Raw genomic sequence first — 17339 nt, 5'->3', positions numbered from 1 at the left:
CGATAATTACATACCAGACGAGATATCGCGCTGGAGCTCAACAAGAAAATCGTAACTGTCGCCCCGATACCAGGTATGGGTGTATTCAATCGGGCGGCCATCTTCCAGGTAGCAGTGACGTTCAACATGCAGCGCTGGGCTGTGTGCTGGCATATCCAGTAACTGACTGTGATCACGACTCAATGGTTCAGCCCGAATACGCTGTAAAGCGCGTACAGGCATGAAACCATGCAACTGGAACACTGCATACAGTGAATTTCCCAGCTCATCCATTTCAGGAATGAATATCTGTGGCACCACGGCGATTTCCACTGCCATTGGGCGGTCATCTACCGTGCGAAGGCGCTTGAGCCGCCATACCAGTGCCCCAGGTGACAGGTTCAGGGCAATAATTTCAGAGGGAGAGGCATGGGCAAGAACTTTCTCCAGCCATCTGGCACCAGGCTGATAGCCACGAGAAATCATATCTTCACTAAAGCTGGTCAGCGATGAAAGTGGTTTTTCGACCCTTCCTGCCACAGTACTGCGTGCACCACGTCGTTGCACGATAACCTGCGCGTTTGCAAGTTCACTTAATGCGCGACGTACCGTTACTCTGGATAAGTTTAACAGCTCTGAAAGTTCACGTTCACTGGGAATCGCATAACCAGCTTTTAGCTCACCACGGGTGATCATGTCACGAAAACCTCTCTCCAGGCGCAGATAAAGTGGTCCGGCTCCACGATTAGTATCGTCGCAATACGTTTTCAGTGTCTCAATGAATTTTCGTTCCATGCCTTTACCATCCATTTCCCATGCATGCTGGAAGATTACCTGATGTTACTTATCCGGCATAGCACTGATGATACTCTTTTCACAACTGGTATTGTCTGGTATTACCGGACGTGATGATTCACCGTATAGAGTGAGGTATTACACCTTTATGTATGGCGACAGCAGGTTAGGTGCATTGGCAGAATTGCACTAAATAACTGCGCGTAATAGTAGATCACTGAAGAGAACTCAATCCGGTTTGAGCGATCTGATCAATCGCCAAACATCACAAACCCTCACAACCAGACTGAGTCATGCCGATCATAGCACCCATACCCCGAAATGAACGACGCAACATGCAGAAAATTATCCATAAAACACCCGATAAAAACCATGCCCGGCGGCTTATCGCCATGCTGATGTTACATTCTGGTGACTCTCTGTCCCATATAGCAAAAACCTTATGTGCAGCGCGTTCCTCCGTTGGCCGCTGGATTAACTGGTTCACATTATCGGATACTGAAGGTCTGAAAAGTCTTCCACCGGGTCGTCAAAAAAAGTGGCCTGCTGAGGCTATGTTGCGCATGCTCGATTTACTTGTTCAGCGCTCTCCTCAGGATTTCGGCTACCTGCGTTCACGATGGAGTACTGAGATGTTAACGATTGAAATAAATAAACTATTTAACTCAACGTTACATCCAGCTTCGCTTCGCCGCTGGCTACCCGGTGCGGGCATTGTCTGGCGCAGAGCGGCCCCGACACTACACATTCGCGACCCGCATAAAGAAGAGAAAATGGCCGTCATCGCAGAAGCTCTTGTCCGGTGTAGCGCCGAACACCCGGTCTTTTACGAGGATGAAGTGGACATTGATCTGAATCCCAAAATCGGAGCTGACTGGCAAAAAAAGGGCCAGCAAAAACGTATCCCTACGCCTGGAAAAAATGAAAAGCATTACCTTGCCGGAGCACTGCATACCGGAACGGGAAGAGTGGATTACGTCAGTGGAACCCGTAAAAGCTCAGCGTTATTTATCAGTATGTTAAATCACCTGAAAAGCACGTACCGCAGTGCAAAGACGATCACGTTAATCGTTGATAATTACATCATTCACAAGAGTAAAAAGACACAGGAGTGGCTGAAGGTAAATCCAAAAATTATTGTTATTTATCAGCCAGTTTACTCACCATGGGTGAACAGAATAGAACTCCTGTGGCTGGCGTTGCATGAAACGGAAACGCGTAACCACCGTTGCAGGACAATGTGGCAACTACTGAAAAATGTCAGACAGTTTATGAAAGCCGCTTCACCTTTCCCCGGTAATCATCACGGATTAATAAAAATGGAGCGATAATAGGCGCAGCTATTTAGCTGTCTGCTGACTCACCGTATACGTAATGACCTCGACCAGCAGCATATCAACGAGTTTGCCTAAGGGGCTACTGAGTGTATTACTCAGCATCAGACCACCACTTTTTTAATTAAATTATTATCGGTGAAGTTAAAATAAATATTGCCTCTGGCAATGGTGATTTTATTCATTTCAATCAGCTGCTTTACCTGCACTTTATATTCTTTCGATAAAGCCGCTTGTTTTTGTTGTTCGCTAAGCAGTTTGTCACGCTCAAACTGGGCCTTTTTATTCTCTTCAACAGCCTCTCTTGCCTCACGCCTGAACGCGTGATTTTTTGGCCGTTCTTTGGACTTTGGCCATTTTTTGCTGGAGACTAATCCCGCTTTGAGCATCTACTCTTGTAAGGTGAGTTTTGTCATTGTCGTGTATAAACCGGTTGAATATTTCCCTAGATTATATCTGTATTGTGCGTGGCGGCGACAGGTTGCCGGAGCCATTGCTCCGGCAACCTGTCCTGCGGATTATCCCTCTTCAACCAGACTTTCTATTTTTGCCCCAGCGCGGCGGGCAGTAGCGGGCAGAATATCCAGTTTGCTGACATAACCGTCGGGATCAAGGCCGCGATTGCACGCCTTGGCCTGCAGTAGAATGTCCTCATCCCAGTACAGACGTTTGCGCTGATCACCCTGGGTGGTGAGTATAAATTCCGTGCCGCCGTCGATCGCGCGATAACGCCGCCAGCTGTTGGCCGGGATAGAGACTATCGACCGTTCCGGGGCAATAATGCTGACCTCTTCCCCTGCCTGATTCCAGGTGACTTCCAGCATGCCTTTGAACACCATAATCACCTGAACGTCAGGGCAAAGATGGCACCCAACCTGATGATCGTCCTGCAAACGAAGCCACTCGACGGAAAAACCGTGCGGCTGGGTGAGCGGCGGCGCACTGTGTTTATCCTGCGAGATGCCATAGCCAATCACCGGGGCTATTTCCCCGCCATGCCTAGGCAGAATCGCATCCAGCAACCCTTCTGTTGACCACTGACGTGCTTCGCCCATTACCGCCCGTTGGCGCATTTCCTCAATGGAATAGTCCCGCAAAGCGGCAATTTCCTCGGCGGCCAACGGTGGCAAAAGCGCGGATGGCTCAGGCAGAACATCCCCCGCGTTGACGTCGATCAGCATGTTATCTTTGCTCAGATAAAGCCCATGCTCGCTGGCCGCTTCAAGAATTGACGGATGCCAGATGATGCCCCCGGTATTATTGCCACCCAGCACGGTGTAAACCATGCCACAGGTATCTTCCTTGCTGATGTTGGTAAAGCCCCGGAATATCCAGGTCGGAATGCTGAGAATAGCCGGTGCGCTAAATTCCGCTTCATGTTCGCCGTTCGCCCCCCAACGAAAACGCCAGCTTCCCTCATGAATCAAAAAGACCTCGGCGGTAAAGTGCAGGTGTAAATTATTGGTCACCCCCTTCGGCATCGCCGCCGCACCGATGTTAAACCCGTGGGGTTCAGGAATATTCACCACCTGGGACGAAGACTGCGTCACGCCTGGACCAATAAATGAATAGTTCTGCTTGAGGTGGGAGCCTGGCAGCTTACAGTCGATAAAGGCCAGATTGCAGGAAACCATGTCTTGCGGGGCGACCAGGCGACTCCGAGCCTGACCAGAGGTTAAGGTTATGGATTTCATATCAGCTCCTGTTAATAACCGGACGCACCGGTAGTGGGGATAGCGATGCCACGGGCCAGTGCGATAGCTTCGCGCGATGCGCGGCCCAATTGCATAACGTCGTTAGCCGGAGTCACAAAGTTAAATCCTTCGGCGATACGCAGTGCGGCGGCAGCACCCGAGGTGCAGAAAATACCCGCGATTTTGTGCTTATCACGACAGCGGCTGACCACCAATTCAATCGCCGCAAGCATGTCGGGATGGGTGGATTCGGCGCTAGCGGCCCCCGTCAGCGTCAGAGAGAGATCGTTAGGCCCAATAAAAACCCCGTCCAGCCCGTCGGTATCCAGAATGGCATCAATGTTGGCCAGCCCTTCGCGAGTTTCAATCATCGCCAGGGTAAGGATTTCGCGGTTAGCGTGCTGCGGGTAGTCAGCCCCGCCATACAGCAGGCCGCGTGCCGGGCCGAACGAGCGTATGCCCTCCGGTGAATATCGACAGGCGGAGACAAATTGGCGTGCCTGCTCCGGCGTGGAGATCATCGGGCAGATGACCCCATAGGCACCGGCGTCCAGCACCCGCATGATCTGCGCCGGAGTGTTGTCGGCGACGCGCACCAGCGGTACCGCAGGCGTGGCGGACAGCGCCTGCAGCATGGTTAACGCGCTGGCGAAATCAATCATGCCGTGTTGCAAATCCACGGTGATGGCATCGTATCCCTGATGGCCCATAATTTCGGCGCTGTAGCTGGACGGAATAGCCAGCCAGCCGTTAATGACCGGGCGGTTTTTCGTAACCGCCTTTTTGATGTTATTTATTCGCATTTCAAGGACTCCATAATCCACTGTCGAAGCGGGGCCGCCGCGTTATCCGGCGATTCAAGGACACTAAAATGCCCCGCTGAATTGAGGGTGACCCAGGTCGTATTCGGCGCACATTCGGCAGCCAATCGGTGATGCTCCGGCGTACAAATGGGATCGTGTTCGCCGTTAAGGATGAGCACCGGGCAACGAAGACTGCGCAACGCGGCACGGTTATCGCGACGGCTGATGGCTATTTCCGTTTGGCGGGAAAAGGTTTCACTGTCCGTCTCCTCGGCCATCAGGCACAGGGTGTCGTGCAACGTGCGGTTGCGCAGATGCGTCGGTGCCACGTAGTTCTCCCAAAGCGTGCCAGAGATCCACTCCCCATGCCCCTGTTCACGCGCTGCCTGCACCGCCGCACGCCGGGTGTCGGCGTTCTCAGGCCGGTCTGCCAACGGATTGACCGACATCAGCGCCAGGCCTGCCAGCCGCTCGGGCGCATCGGCAGCCATTTGCAGTGCGACGATAGCGCCCAACGAAAACCCCACCAGCAGAAAACGTGGCGGCAACGCGTTTAACTGCCGCAGGGAACATGTCGGGGCCGAGTCGGCGCTGGCTAACGTCAGGCAGATAACCGCGGGCACGTTCAGGCGCTCAACCAACGGCCACCATAGCCGGGCGTTACACAACGTGCCGCCAATCAGCACTAACGGCGTGTGGCTGTTATCTATCAACGGGAGTCGGGTCATGTCGCCGTCCAGCCTCCGTCCACCATCAGCGCACTGCCGGTGATCATCGCCGCCGCGTCAGAGGCGAGAAACACCACCGGCCCCATCACATCTTCCACTTTGCCCAAGCGCGGCAGCTTAATGTTGCTCATCACGTAGCGGTGAAAATCCGGATCTTCCATCGACGAGCGTGACAGTTCGGTTTCGATAAAGGTCGGGCATAGGGTATTGACCCGGATCCCCGCCTCGCCCAGTTCCAGCGCCATGGTGCGCGTCAGCCCTTCGAGTGCGAATTTCGACGCGCAGTAGACGCTGCGCTGCGGGCCGCCAACGTGGCCCATTTGCGATGAGATATGAATAATTGAGCCTGTAATATTTTGATCACGCATTCGCCGGGCCACCTGTTGGCTGATAAAAAAGGTCGCCCGCAGGTTGAGATCCATCACCGCGTCAAAATTATCTTCGCTGACCTCGAGGAACGGCTGGTGACGCGCTAATCCGGCGCTGTTGACCAGGATATTCATCGCCGGCAACGTGCTCAGGGTTTCAGTCACCTGTTTCGATGCCGTGATATCCAGCGCCAGCGGGTGCAGCGTCAACTCGCCGCCTGCAGCCAACTCGACCGCTCGGGCCAGGTCATCACGGTTTCGGGCGGCCATCCACACCTCTGCCCCGGCGTTCGCCAGGGCTACCGCGCTGGCAAAGCCGAGTCCTTTCGAGCCACCGGTGACCAGCGCCCGCCTGCCGTGCAGGGAGAATGAAGGCGTTTGTGGTAGCGTCATGCTCACACCTTCACTCTCACCGGGGCTGGCGTCGCGTAAGGCACATCCGTCTGGCCGTAGCGGCGCACGCGGATATTGGCCTGCTCGGCGTGCCCGGCAAAGCCTTCCAGCAGGGAGAGACGCGAACAGTAGCTGCCAATTTCCGTGGTCGCTTCATCGGTGAGTACTTTTTGCCAGGTGCAGGTCTTCATGAATTTGCCGACCCACAGACCGCCGGTGTAACGGGCGGCTTTCTGCGTCGGCAGCGTATGGTTGGTGCCAATCACTTTATCGCCATAGGCCACGTTGGTACGCGGACCAAGGAACAGTGCGCCGTAGTTGGTCATGTTGGCGAGGAACCAGTCGTCCCGTTCGGTCATCACCTGCACATGTTCGGAGGCGATACGATCGGCTTCTTTCAGCATCTCTTCGTAACTCTCGCAGACGATAACCTCCCCGTAGTCTTCCCAGGCGCGACGGGCGATATCGGCGGTAGGCAGTTTCATCAGCAACCGTTCAATTTCTGCCATCGTCTCTCTGGCGAGCTTTTCCGAGTTGGTCAGCAGGATAGCGGGCGTGGTGACGCCATGTTCCGCCTGGCCCAGCAGATCGGTGGCACAGATTTCCGCATCCACGTTTTCATCGGCAATCACCAACGTTTCGGTCGGGCCCGCAAACAGGTCGATCCCGACGCGGCCAAACAACTGGCGTTTGGCTTCGGCCACGAAGGCGTTGCCCGGCCCCACCAGCATATCCACCGGGGCCAGCGTGTCGGTGCCCAGTGCCATCGCACCGATAGCCTGAATGCCGCCCAACGCATAAATCTCCGTTGCGCCCGCCATCTTTTGGGCCGCCACAATGGCCGGGGCCGGTGCGCCATTGAACGGCGGCGCGCAACTGATAATCCGCGAACAGCCCGCAACGTTGGCGGTGATGATTGACATATGCGCCGAGGCCAGTAGCGGATATTTTCCGCCCGGCACATAGCAACCTACCGCATTAATCGGAATGTTTTTATGGCCGAGGATCACCCCCGGGCGGGTTTCAACTTCCAAATCCAGCAAACAGGATTTCTGCTGGCTAGCGAAATTAACCACCTGCTCCTGAGCAAATTCGATATCCGTAATATCCTGACGACTCAATTGCCGTATGCACTGATTAATTTCGGCCCCGCTAAGGCGATAATCCTGTCGGTCATAGTTGTCGAATTTAATTGATAATTCGCGAATCGCTTTATTCCCGCGATTTTCGATATCCGCCAGGATAAGTTCCACCGTTTCTCTTATTTGACGCTGGGCTTCCTGACGTTCCTGAACAGGTTTACTGGTTTTTAAGGCATAGGCCATAATGTACTCCTTGAAAAATTGGAATGAGAGCTCCCCTCCCGATAAACCAGGATGGGTTATTTACTTATAAAAATTACCTATCGCGTGCGGCGGCTAATTGCCCTTTCGCGGCTGGCTCATCTGCGTTTTTTATTTGTCGGGAATAAACCCAGCGCGCAGACAGTGGTGTAATAATGACGGCGACTACTGACAGCGCGGCGATAACGATATAACCAGAGGTCATATTAATATGTTGCAGCATGACGCCCATAATCACCGGGCCAATAAACATGCCCAGCGAATAAATCGTCTGGAACAACCCCATTCGGGTGGACTGTTCGTCGGAAGTGGTATTCACCACGCTTAAAGACATAAAGGCGGCAAACGCCATACCAAAAGAGAACCCGGCCAACGCCTGCAAGGCGTAGATGACATACATATTGCTGGTGAACGGAATGCCAATACTCGAAAGCACCTGCAAAATAATCCCGAGGACTGCCGTTTTCACCACCCCAAGGCGCTTATAAAACACCGAACTACACAGCGCGACGGCTACCGCATAAAAGACCAGGTGAATATTACTTAACAACGACAAAATCCCTGCCCGCGCCCCAAGCTGTTCTGCGTAGATTGGCGTGAGCGTATCCCGCGTGGCAAACGGCACCAGAATCACAATGGTCGCCAGAATACCAATCATCCACACCGAACGATCGCTGAGTTGTTTACGCGCCGCCGCAACGCAGGCCTGTAACGTTGGTGCCCGCACGGCGTCGTGTACATCGGTAATGCGCGTGGTCAGAAGCAGCGCCAGCAGACCGGATATACAGGAGAGGAAAAAGGCGATGTTGTTGTCAAAATAATGAATTAACAACCCGCCGATGCAGTTGCCAATAAACACCCCTACCGGCCCTGCCAGTGCCAGTAATGCAACGGCTGCCGGGGCTTCACTGCGATCAAAATAGCGCATAAACAAAATGTTATACAATACCCAGGTCGCGGCGGTGACGCCATCCGCCGCTTTGGCCAGACCCAGTGTGACCGGGTTGGGATCCAGCCAGGCTAAAGGCCAAGTGAAAATGGGCAATAACAGGCTAATTTGAATGAATATTTTGCGGCTTTTGACCACATCAGAAACGATCCCCAGCGGGAAGCGAATCAGTAAAGTCGCCAGGCCGCTGGCACCCATGATCATGCCCATCACCTGCGGTTCGATGCCCTGCTCCAGCAGCATCGGCGCAAGAAAGGCGTCAATGCTGTCGATACAGATGAAAAACAGAATACTGATGACGAAAAAGAGCCGGGCTTCAGGTCGGCGTAACAGTGCTCGAAACATGGTTGTGAACCTCTGAAATGTAATGGTTTTAACCAGTCAAGTACGGCATTTACCGGCTCTGTCCCTCTGGTTCTGTCTCCATTTGCCCGGTATCGTTGACGGCATAAATATTTCAATGAATACGTATTCAAGAACTGAAGTTACGAAAAAGTTTCAATTTTGTAAAGTGACCTGAGTAGCATTGTGAGAAAATTAATTTTGTGTGTTGCATACGCATGCAAAGATGGTGTAAGTATAAAAAACACCCTCTCTTCCCGGCGTGTCTGATGGGGTCGTCTCCTGAAGTCAACGGCGACGGCGAGAGTCAAAAATAAGGAACTGGGGTAATGAAGCGGAAGAGTTTTGCGGCGGTCACTTCGCAGCAGGTGGCGCAACTGGCGGGGGTATCGCAGTCGGCGGTATCACGGAGCTTTACGCCCGGGGCAAGCATTTCCCCGGCGACGCGAGAAAAAGTGCTTAAGGCTGCCCGGGAGCTTGGCTATCGTCCCAACGCGATTGCCCGCTCTCTTAATACCGCCCGGTCGCGCATTATCGGCGTGGTGGTGTCCTATTTCGAGAACCCGTTCTATCCGCAGGTTCTCGAAGCGCTGGCGCGAAAACTGGACACCCTGAACTACCACCTGCTGCTTTTTGTTGCCGACAAAGACGGCAATGTGGACAGGATTTTCGATCAGATTATGCAATATCGCGTGGACGGCATCGTGCTGGCGTCGGTCACGCTGTCGCTGGATCTTTCGGAAGAATGTCTGGCGGCGGGCATCCCGGTGGTGCTGTTTAACCGCAGCGAAGACAGCGGTATGGCGTCCAGCGTGAACAGCAATAACGAAGCCGCTGCGCGGCAAATCGCTGAATTTTTTGTGGCCGGGGACCACCAGCGCTATGCCTACGTCGGCGGCGTGGCGGATTCATCCGTCAACATCGCTCGCCAGCGTGGCTATCTGACAGCATTACAGGAACACGGGATTGACGACGTCAAAGTGGTTAACGGTGATTACGACACCCGTAAGACCGTGCGTGCCGCCTACAGCCTGTTTTCGCAGACGCCCGCGCCGGACGCCATTTTTGTCGCCAATGACCACATGGCGCTCACGGTGATGGACGTCGCCCGCTACGAATTCGGCCTGCAAATTCCACAGGATGTTTCCATCGTTGGCTATGACGATACCGGCCCGTCGGGCTGGCCTTCTTACGCTCTGACGTCCGTTTCGCAGCCTGTGCAGGAGATGGTGGACGCGGCGGTAGAATTGTTAATGAAGCAAATTGAGAGCGACACCATTGAGCCGGAGCAAATTACGGTCCCGGGCATTTTGGTTGTGCGCCACTCCACCCGCCGCCCGCGCAGCGGCATTATCGAAAAAGAGGGTGTATCCCTGTTTCAGCCTCAGGAGAGCAAATGAGCAGATTGCCTGGTTTTAGCCCCCAGTTCGACTCCATCCAGCAGTTTATTCTGACGCTAACGCATGTTGTCTGGGAGCAAAAAGATATCGGTCAGCTCGCCGATTTCTACGGCTCGCCGGTGGTGTTTATTACGCCAGAGAAACAGCTGACCGACCTGTCACAGTTTATGCGCCACACCCTGGAAGCGATGTACAGCTTCCCCCAGCGCAGCGTGCTGACGGAAGATATTCTCTGCACCGACGCGCCAGGCGGCGAATATTATGCCTCGCAGCGCACGATGGCCTCGATTCGCCATCAGGGCGAAGGCTTCTTCGGCCCGCCAACCGGGAAGAACGTGTGGGTGCGCACCTGGGCGGATCGCATCTGCGCCGATGGTGCGGTGCGTCAGGAGTGGTTATTGCAGGACAGAGCCGCGATTGTGGCCCAGTTAGGGCTGGACATGCGTGAATTTGCCCAGAGCCTGAGCCGTGCGCGGCAGCAACTGGGGCTAGAGGATCCTACGGCGGAAGTGCTTGATGCGCGCTGGGCGGGCGGGCCTGAAGGCGATGATGTTAGCAGCCCTGTCGCCGGGGTCATCGAACGCTATCTGACGATGTGGGCCGGCGGTAACAGCGGCACGGTTCCCGGGCTGTATCACCCCGCCGCCACCCTGTATGCCCCCGGCCACTGCATGGGTACCGGAGAGGCGGAAATCAGCGCACTGCTGGCAGGCTATCGTGCCTCGTTCGCCGACAGCGAAACCCAGCTTCACCATTTAATTGTGCGTAAAGATGCCAATGAACCGGTGCGTATCTCCCTGCGCTGGTCATTATTAACCTGGCATGACGGCTACGGGAAATTTGGGGCACCGACGCGCAAGCCTATTTCGATTACCGGCATTAGCCAGCTTGAATTACGCGATGGTTTAATTATTCGCGAATATTTAGGCATAGATGAATTAGCTATTTGGTCACAAATCGTCATTCAATAATATTTTAATAGCCTAAACCTTTTTACCCGCCGCAATATTAATTGCGGCACTACCCTCTCATTCATTTTTATGGATGCAGGGATCGTATTGTCTGAAAAACTCTGAACATCAATGCAGGAGGTCCTATGTCTTCAACTGAAGCAACCAATAAAGCTCCAGCAGTACCCGAGAAAAATACCCATAAAATTCAGCGTGACGAACCGGTATTACAGATTGAACGCCGGGACTTTATCGATCTGGTGCCGGAGAAACGCCCGCGCGCACATTCATTAAGAGGCTTTGATGAGTGTTATACCGATATTGTCGATTATATCGTGCGTTGCACCCATAAAATATGGGATGAACGCGACGTGGGTTTAATTTATACCCACTATACGCATAACTGCGTGCTGTATAACGCGCTGGGAACGCTGTATACCCGCGAAGAGGTGGTGCAGGACACGCTGAAACGACTGGTGGCCTTCCCGGAACGTCGGGGCATGGCGACGCAGGTCATCTGGAACGGCAATGACGTCGATGGTTTCTACACCTCCCATCTGGTGACTGGCACCGGCCGTCATACCCAATTCAGCCATCTCGGCCAACCCACTAACCGTACCTTTGTCACCCGTACCGTCGCCGACTGCATGATCCACGAGAACAAGATTTATCGCGAGTGGGTGGTGAGTGACAACATGTCGATGATGAAACAGCTGGGCCTCAATACCGATGAGATCGCGTTTAACATGGCGAAGGAGCAGTTTGATAAAGGCTTCCGCGTCACCGATATCGGTGAAAATGGCCGGATGCTGGGCCAGTACCCACCGGAGGTGGAGTGCGATGTTTCTATTGCCCATACCGATACCGAAGAGCAGTGCCTGCGCTGGATGCATGAAATCTATAACCGCCGGATGCTGGGCAAAATCAAAGAGGTGTATGCCCCTAACGTGCAATACCACGGTCCGTTGATGAAAGAGCTGTACGGCGTGGCATCGGTCACGCACCAGACCCTGGCGCTGATTGGCATGATCTCGGACGGGGCATGGCTGCCGCAGCATATCTGCTCTAATCCCTGCGATGAAGGCGGCGTAAAAGTGGCTATCCGCTGGATCATGGAAGGCCATCACCTTGGTTATGGCGAACTGGGCAAACCGACCGGAGAACGTCTGTTCGTGATGGGCATGTCTCATTATCACATTGTGAACGGCAAAATTGTCGATGAGTGGGTGGTGTACGATCACCTGGCACTGCTGGCACAAATCAAACTCGGTCAGATGGAGAACGCATAATGTCTGCACAATCAATTGTTAACCAGGTGACCTGGATCAAACTCCCGCAGGGACAGGACGAAAAAGCCGATCGTTCCCTGACCGATACTGTCAGCACCATCATCGCCCGCGTGAAGCAGGAAGGTGATGCGGCATTGCGCGACTACTCTCAGCAGTTTGACAAGGTAGTACCGCAGCAGTTTGAAGTCTCGGCGCAGGAAATTGAGCAGTCGCTGGCCGGGATGGATCCGCAGACCCGTCGCGACAGCGAGTTTGCCATTTCGCAGGTGCGCCGCTTTGCTAAGGCGCAGTTCGCCACCATGTTACCCCTGGAAGTCGAAACGCTGCCAGGCGTCCACCTCGGACACCGGATCATTCCTGTCCAGACCGTCGGCTGCTACGTCCCCGGTGGGCGCTACCCTATCCTTTCCGCCCCCGTGATGTCGATTGTGCCCGCCACCGTGGCAGGATGTGAGCAGATTATTGCCTGCCTGCCGCCGGGCGCGCATCCGGCGATGATCGCCGTTTGCCATCTGGCCGGGGCGCACCGTATTTTTAAAGTCGGCGGCGCACAGGCCATCGCTGCCATGGCATGGGGAACGGAAAGCATCCCGTCAGTGGATAAAATCGTCGGCCCCGGCAACGTCTACGTGAACGAAGCCAAGCGTCAGGTCTTTGGAAAAGTCGGTATTGATGCGCTGGCCGGGCCGAGTGAGATTTTCACCGTGGCAGATGAGAGCGCCGACCCGCGTATTCTGGCCGCCGACCTGCTGGCCCAGGCGGAGCATGACATCCACACGCGCGTCGGCCTAGCGACCACCAGCCAGGATATTGCCAGCCGTACTCTTGCTGAAATTGAACGTCAACTGGGCAACCTGCCCACTGCCGCGACGGCGGGAGAAGCCTGGCGTCGTCAGGGCGAAATCGTGGTCTGCGATACGGAAGAACAGCTGATAGCCTTTGCCGACTATATGGCAACCGAGCATTTACAGGTTCATACCCGCGATCCGCACGCCACCGCGGCGAAGATCCGCAATTATGGTTCACTGTTTATCGGGCAAAACGCCAGCGTCGTCTTCTCGGATAAATGCTGCGGAACCAACCATACGCTGCCGACCATGGCGGCGGCACGCTATACCGGCGGGCTGTGGGTCGGGGCGTATGTCAAAGTCTGTACCCATCAGTGGATTGATGAGCAAGGCATCCAGGCTATCGCCGAACCGGCTATTCGCCAGAGCCGCACCGAGGGTATGCAGGGCCACCGCCGTGCAGCTGAGATCCGCCTGCGCCCGCAGGAAATCGATGCCATTACGGCGGGCAGCCGGGACTAAGCGAATAAAGAGGCAGGCTCAATGGCCTGCCATTTTTTTCTTCAGGACATTACCTTATGCGTGCAATGCGTCTTATCCCTCCGCTGGATTGTCGCGAAGAGATAGCCCGGCGGCTTCAGACCATCACTGACCATCAGAAGTTAAATGCGATTATTGGCGTCAATCCCGATGCAATGGCGTTAGCTGAATGCTACCAGCAGCGCCGACGGAGCGGTGCTGTTATTGGGCCATTACATGGCGTGCCGTTGATCGTGAAAGACAATATCGCCTGCGGCGAGTGGCCGTTAACGCTCGGTTGCAAAGGGTTGGCATCGGTAAAAGCGATTTCAGATGCTCGGGTCATCCAGCGTCTACGGGCTGCCGGGGCGATTATTCTTGCCAGAGCGAATATGTCTGAGTTTGCTTTTGACGTCCGTTCCCGCAGCTCGCTCGGCGGCGATGTGCGTAATCCCTTGCAGCCTCAGGTAACAGCAGGCGGCTCAAGCGGAGGCAGTGCGGCTGCGGTCGCGGCAGGAATGGCCGACGGTGCATTGGGTACAGACACCGGCGGTTCGATTCGCATTCCCTGTAGCTATACCGGCCTCGTCGGATTGCGACCCGCGTTCCGGCGCGACATGCTTGAGGGCGTTGCCCCGTTAGCCTTGAGTAAGGACACCGTCGGCCCGATGGTTCACACCGTGCGGGATGCCGCACTCTTGCACGCCATTATGCACGGCGAACAGCCAACGCAACCGGAGGCCGCCTCCTTACATTCGCTTCGTCTGGGGGTAATTAACACGCTGGAAGGCGAAGATCCGGCTCAGCTTAGCGTCTGGCATCACGCGCTGAACCAGCTGCGGCTGGCCGGGGCGACCCTTGTTGACGTGGACCTGCCAATTCTGGCGAAGGTGAAATCGCAGCCCTGCCTCAGCCTGTATGAGTTTCAGGTGGCGTTCAATGGCTGGCTGGTGCAACAGCAAAACGGGCCAAACAGCCTGCGGGAGATTATTGCCTCCGGGGAGTACCTCCCCGAATTTCATACTCTACTGGAACAGATGCTCACCTCGCACAGCCTGAAAACACCGCAATGGCTCAACGGCCGTCGCTTTCAGCGCGGTTTATTCCAGGCACTCACCCAGGCGGCAGACCATTACCGCATTGATGCTTTTGTCTATCCCACCGTCGGCAGTCAGCCGATAAGCCTTGATAAAATGCCGCCGGGTTGTGCCCCTGAACTGGCCGCAATCAGCGGCCTGCCCGCCATTACATTGCCCTGTGGCAAGGTTGAGAGAGGTTTACCGGTTGGTATGGAATTGTTAACAAAGACGCGGGACGAGCATTTTTTACTGGCCGTAGCCCTGGCATGTGAAAGTGTTTTTCACCCAGACTAAGTCTGATTTTTTCATTTCTCCGGCTATATCTATCCGTGGGTCTGCGGACGCTACTCGCGCGAATTTGTGTATTCCAACCTGCACGAATTAGCGGTTCACCATATCGACCACGATCATACCAAGAACCCGGCGGACGGCAGCAACTGGATGAAACTTATATCAAAGTTAATGGAAAATGGGCTTATCTGTACCGCACAGTCGACAGCAGAGGCTGTACTATTGATTTTTATCTCTCCTCACGCCGCAACAGTAAAGCCGCATACCGCTTTATGGGGAAACTCCTGAATAATACGAAGCGCGGGCAAATTCCACGGCTGATTAATACCGATAAAGCCCCGACATACGGGCGGGCACTGGCGTTGCTGAAGCACGAAGGAAAATGTCCGCCGGATGTGGAGCACCAACAGATAAAGCACCGGAACAACGTGATTGAATGCGATCATGGCAAGCTGAAACAGATAATCAATGCCACGCTGGGATTTTAATCCATGAAAACGGCTTACGCCACGATTAAGGGCATTGAAGTCATGCGTGCACTGCGCAAAGGTCCGGCCGAATCATTTTACTTTGGTCATCCCCTGGGCGAGATGAGTCTGGTGAGGAAAGCTTTTGAAATGTAAGCTTTTATTATGAGGCCGGAGTCTTGTCCATCTTCATATTTGCAACAGTGTCATTTTGTCTAATGCTGGCATTCATTCCGGTGCGGCTGCGCGACCAGCTTCTTAATTGCTGGCAGACCTTCCCGGTATGGAGTTTGTTATTGCGTACAGGGACCGTTGGGGTTTTAACACCCAACCGATCCCATTAATGCCCGGCGCAATCTCCTGGCTGCAAGGGGAGAATAATTCCGATGTTTAAGCACTACTCATTCCGGGAGATCCGTCGTGTCCTCCATATTGCCACCGCGTCCACCCTGACCACCTAATCCACCCGGCCCTGCATTGATCCTACCCGCGAATAGTGGACACGAGACTAAGTGAGTAAACTCTCAACCAGAGGTGATGTGATGGACGCCCCTTCCCAGCCTAAGTTCTGCCACACTTATGCTGAATGTCTATTCGCAGAGGAACAACATCATGAACTCGATAAAAGTTGTCGGGATCGATTTAGCTAAGTCTGTTTTTCAGGTATGTGTCTGGATGAGTGATGGAACTGTTGCATCCAATCGAAAAATTCCCAGAAATAAACTTTTGGATACCCTTCGCCAGTTTCCAGCTAATACGTTGATTGCAATGGAAGCTTGCGCTACTTCGCATTACTGGGGACGAACCTTCAAGTCAATCGGGCTTCTCGTTCGCCTTATCCCAACCCAACATGTTAAGGCTTTTACCCGTCATCAGAAAAATGATGCTAATGACGCACTGGCGATCTGTGAGGCTGCGCTACGCCCTGGTATCCATTTTGTGACGATAAAAACCGTCGGGCAACAGGATATTAAAGCACTTCGCAGCGCCCGCCAGCTAATGGTCGAACAACGCACGGCGGTGGCAAATCAAGCCCGGGCACTGGCTGCTGAACAGGGGATTGAACTCCCTGTGGGCATTCATATCCTGTCACAACGATTGCCTGAACTTATTGAAGATCCGGCGCTGGATATTTCCCCGGTATTACGCGGTTTACTTTTTTCGTTACTGGAAAACCTTCATTTGCTTGATGAGCGCATCCGTTCGACGGAACACAACATTTTGGCTTTATGTCAACAGCTCCCAAAATACAAAGTACTGATGACGATACCGGGAGTAGGACCTCTCATTGCCGCTGCATTTCTAAGTGAGGTCAATGCAGAACAGTTTACGAATGGCAGGCAACTCTCTTCCTGGTGTGGTCTTGTACCCAGGCAGCGTAGTTCGGGAGGAAAAAACAACCTGTCCTCAATGACTAAAAATGGAAACCGTGATCTCCGAACGCTGATTATCCATGGAGCACGGTCAGTCATGTTCTGGTCACAGAAGCGCGATGATGCACTGGGAAGCTGGATGAAACATCTTATTGAGCGAAGAGGCAAAATGAAAGCGACGGTGGCATTGGCTAATAAGCTCACACGCATTATCTGGCGATTATTAACAGGGTCAGAAAATTTCAATATTAACAAAGCTTTTGCAACAAACTAATTGCCCGTTTTTCTGGAATCACCATAGTTTAACTGAGTTTGCAGACACTGATGAGAAAACGGCAGACCGACCCTGTAAAATCCTGGCGTGAGTTCTGGTAGCAACATACCGGTGAGGTGATAAGGAAACAGGGTGCGGATGACATCATGGCGCAGGAAACCTCTTTCCATAAATGACGCCG

The 17339-nt window shown here is 53.9% G+C and carries 16 protein-coding genes and 3 pseudogenes; 10 read left to right on the top strand and 9 right to left on the bottom strand.

The features are described 5' to 3' along the window. Positions 1-6: 6 nt before the first annotated feature. Positions 7-789, bottom strand: a complete 783-nt coding sequence (locus tag MNO13_RS09370) for a GntR family transcriptional regulator (RefSeq protein WP_241939864.1) — start codon at positions 787-789, stop codon at positions 7-9. 278 nt (positions 790-1067) lie between these two features. Between MNO13_RS09370 and MNO13_RS09365 the strand changes: the two genes are divergently transcribed. Then, entirely contained in the window at positions 1068-2105 is a 1038-nt protein-coding gene (locus tag MNO13_RS09365; protein ID WP_241939863.1) for an IS630 family transposase, read from the top strand. A gap of 107 nt (positions 2106-2212) precedes the next feature. Here the strand turns inward: MNO13_RS09365 and MNO13_RS09360 are convergent, their stop codons facing one another. From MNO13_RS09360 to MNO13_RS09330, 7 genes are all read right to left on the bottom strand, one after another. Beyond that, positions 2213-2497, bottom strand: a complete 285-nt coding sequence (locus MNO13_RS09360; RefSeq protein ID WP_390902767.1) for a DUF2058 family protein — start codon at positions 2495-2497, stop codon at positions 2213-2215. 129 nt (positions 2498-2626) lie between these two features. Further along, positions 2627-3802, bottom strand: a complete 1176-nt coding sequence (locus tag MNO13_RS09355; protein ID WP_241939862.1) for a cupin domain-containing protein — start codon at positions 3800-3802, stop codon at positions 2627-2629. An 11-nt stretch (positions 3803-3813) separates the two neighbouring features. Next, positions 3814-4605: an HpcH/HpaI aldolase family protein gene (locus MNO13_RS09350; RefSeq protein ID WP_241939861.1), complete on the bottom strand. Its 792-nt coding sequence runs from the start codon at positions 4603-4605 to the stop codon at positions 3814-3816. After that, entirely contained in the window at positions 4596-5333 is a 738-nt protein-coding gene (locus MNO13_RS09345; protein WP_241939860.1) for an alpha/beta fold hydrolase, read from the bottom strand. The genes MNO13_RS09350 and MNO13_RS09345 overlap by 10 nt, the downstream gene beginning before the upstream one ends. Next, positions 5330-6094: an SDR family NAD(P)-dependent oxidoreductase gene (locus tag MNO13_RS09340; protein WP_241939859.1), complete on the bottom strand. Its 765-nt coding sequence runs from the start codon at positions 6092-6094 to the stop codon at positions 5330-5332. The genes MNO13_RS09345 and MNO13_RS09340 overlap by 4 nt, the downstream gene beginning before the upstream one ends. Positions 6095-6096: 2 nt before the next feature. Beyond that, a complete protein-coding gene (gene hisD, locus MNO13_RS09335) occupies positions 6097-7419 on the bottom strand; it encodes a histidinol dehydrogenase (protein ID WP_241939858.1) in 1323 nt (440 codons plus the stop codon). A gap of 73 nt (positions 7420-7492) precedes the next feature. After that, entirely contained in the window at positions 7493-8731 is a 1239-nt protein-coding gene (locus MNO13_RS09330) for an MFS transporter (protein WP_241939857.1), read from the bottom strand. Positions 8732-9057: 326 nt separating this feature from the next. Here MNO13_RS09330 and MNO13_RS09325 point away from each other — a divergent pair. The 9 genes and pseudogenes from MNO13_RS09325 to MNO13_RS09285 all read left to right on the top strand — a co-directional run. Continuing rightward, positions 9058-9162: pseudogene (locus MNO13_RS09325) on the top strand (LacI family transcriptional regulator); the annotation flags it as partial. Positions 9163-9273: 111 nt separating this feature from the next. Then, positions 9274-10128, top strand: a complete 855-nt coding sequence (locus MNO13_RS09320; protein WP_241940057.1) for a substrate-binding domain-containing protein — start codon at positions 9274-9276, stop codon at positions 10126-10128. Then, positions 10125-11099, top strand: a complete 975-nt coding sequence (locus MNO13_RS09315; RefSeq protein WP_241939856.1) for a nuclear transport factor 2 family protein — start codon at positions 10125-10127, stop codon at positions 11097-11099. Before MNO13_RS09320 ends, MNO13_RS09315 begins: the two co-directional genes overlap by 4 nt. Before the next feature lie 125 nt (positions 11100-11224). After that, a complete protein-coding gene (locus MNO13_RS09310) occupies positions 11225-12367 on the top strand; it encodes a nuclear transport factor 2 family protein (protein ID WP_241939855.1) in 1143 nt (380 codons plus the stop codon). Next, complete coding sequence (hisD, locus tag MNO13_RS09305) at positions 12367-13677, top strand: histidinol dehydrogenase (protein ID WP_241939854.1); 1311 nt, start codon at positions 12367-12369, stop codon at positions 13675-13677. The genes MNO13_RS09310 and hisD (MNO13_RS09305) overlap by 1 nt, the downstream gene beginning before the upstream one ends. Before the next feature lie 56 nt (positions 13678-13733). Continuing rightward, positions 13734-15047, top strand: a complete 1314-nt coding sequence (locus MNO13_RS09300) for an amidase (RefSeq protein WP_241939853.1) — start codon at positions 13734-13736, stop codon at positions 15045-15047. A gap of 27 nt (positions 15048-15074) precedes the next feature. Beyond that, positions 15075-15194, top strand: a pseudogene (locus MNO13_RS09295) (HNH endonuclease family protein); the annotation flags it as partial. Then, positions 15191-15667, top strand: a pseudogene (locus tag MNO13_RS09290) (IS6 family transposase); the annotation flags it as partial. The pseudogenes MNO13_RS09295 and MNO13_RS09290, both read left to right, overlap by 4 nt. Before the next feature lie 456 nt (positions 15668-16123). Then, positions 16124-17158: an IS110 family RNA-guided transposase gene (locus MNO13_RS09285; protein WP_064549354.1), complete on the top strand. Its 1035-nt coding sequence runs from the start codon at positions 16124-16126 to the stop codon at positions 17156-17158. Here MNO13_RS09285 and MNO13_RS09280 read toward each other — a convergent pair. After that, positions 17155-17328, bottom strand: coding sequence for a hypothetical protein (locus MNO13_RS09280; RefSeq protein WP_241939852.1), 174 nt, complete (start codon positions 17326-17328; stop codon positions 17155-17157). The two genes, MNO13_RS09285 and MNO13_RS09280, sit on opposite strands and share 4 nt — an antisense overlap. Positions 17329-17339 lie beyond the last annotated feature (11 nt).

It is taken from the genome of Buttiauxella ferragutiae, assembly GCF_022637515.1.
GTDB classification, from domain to species: domain Bacteria; phylum Pseudomonadota; class Gammaproteobacteria; order Enterobacterales; family Enterobacteriaceae; genus Buttiauxella; species Buttiauxella ferragutiae.
Note: the sequence above shows the minus strand (reverse complement) of the source record. Positions and strands in the feature narration are given on the sequence as shown.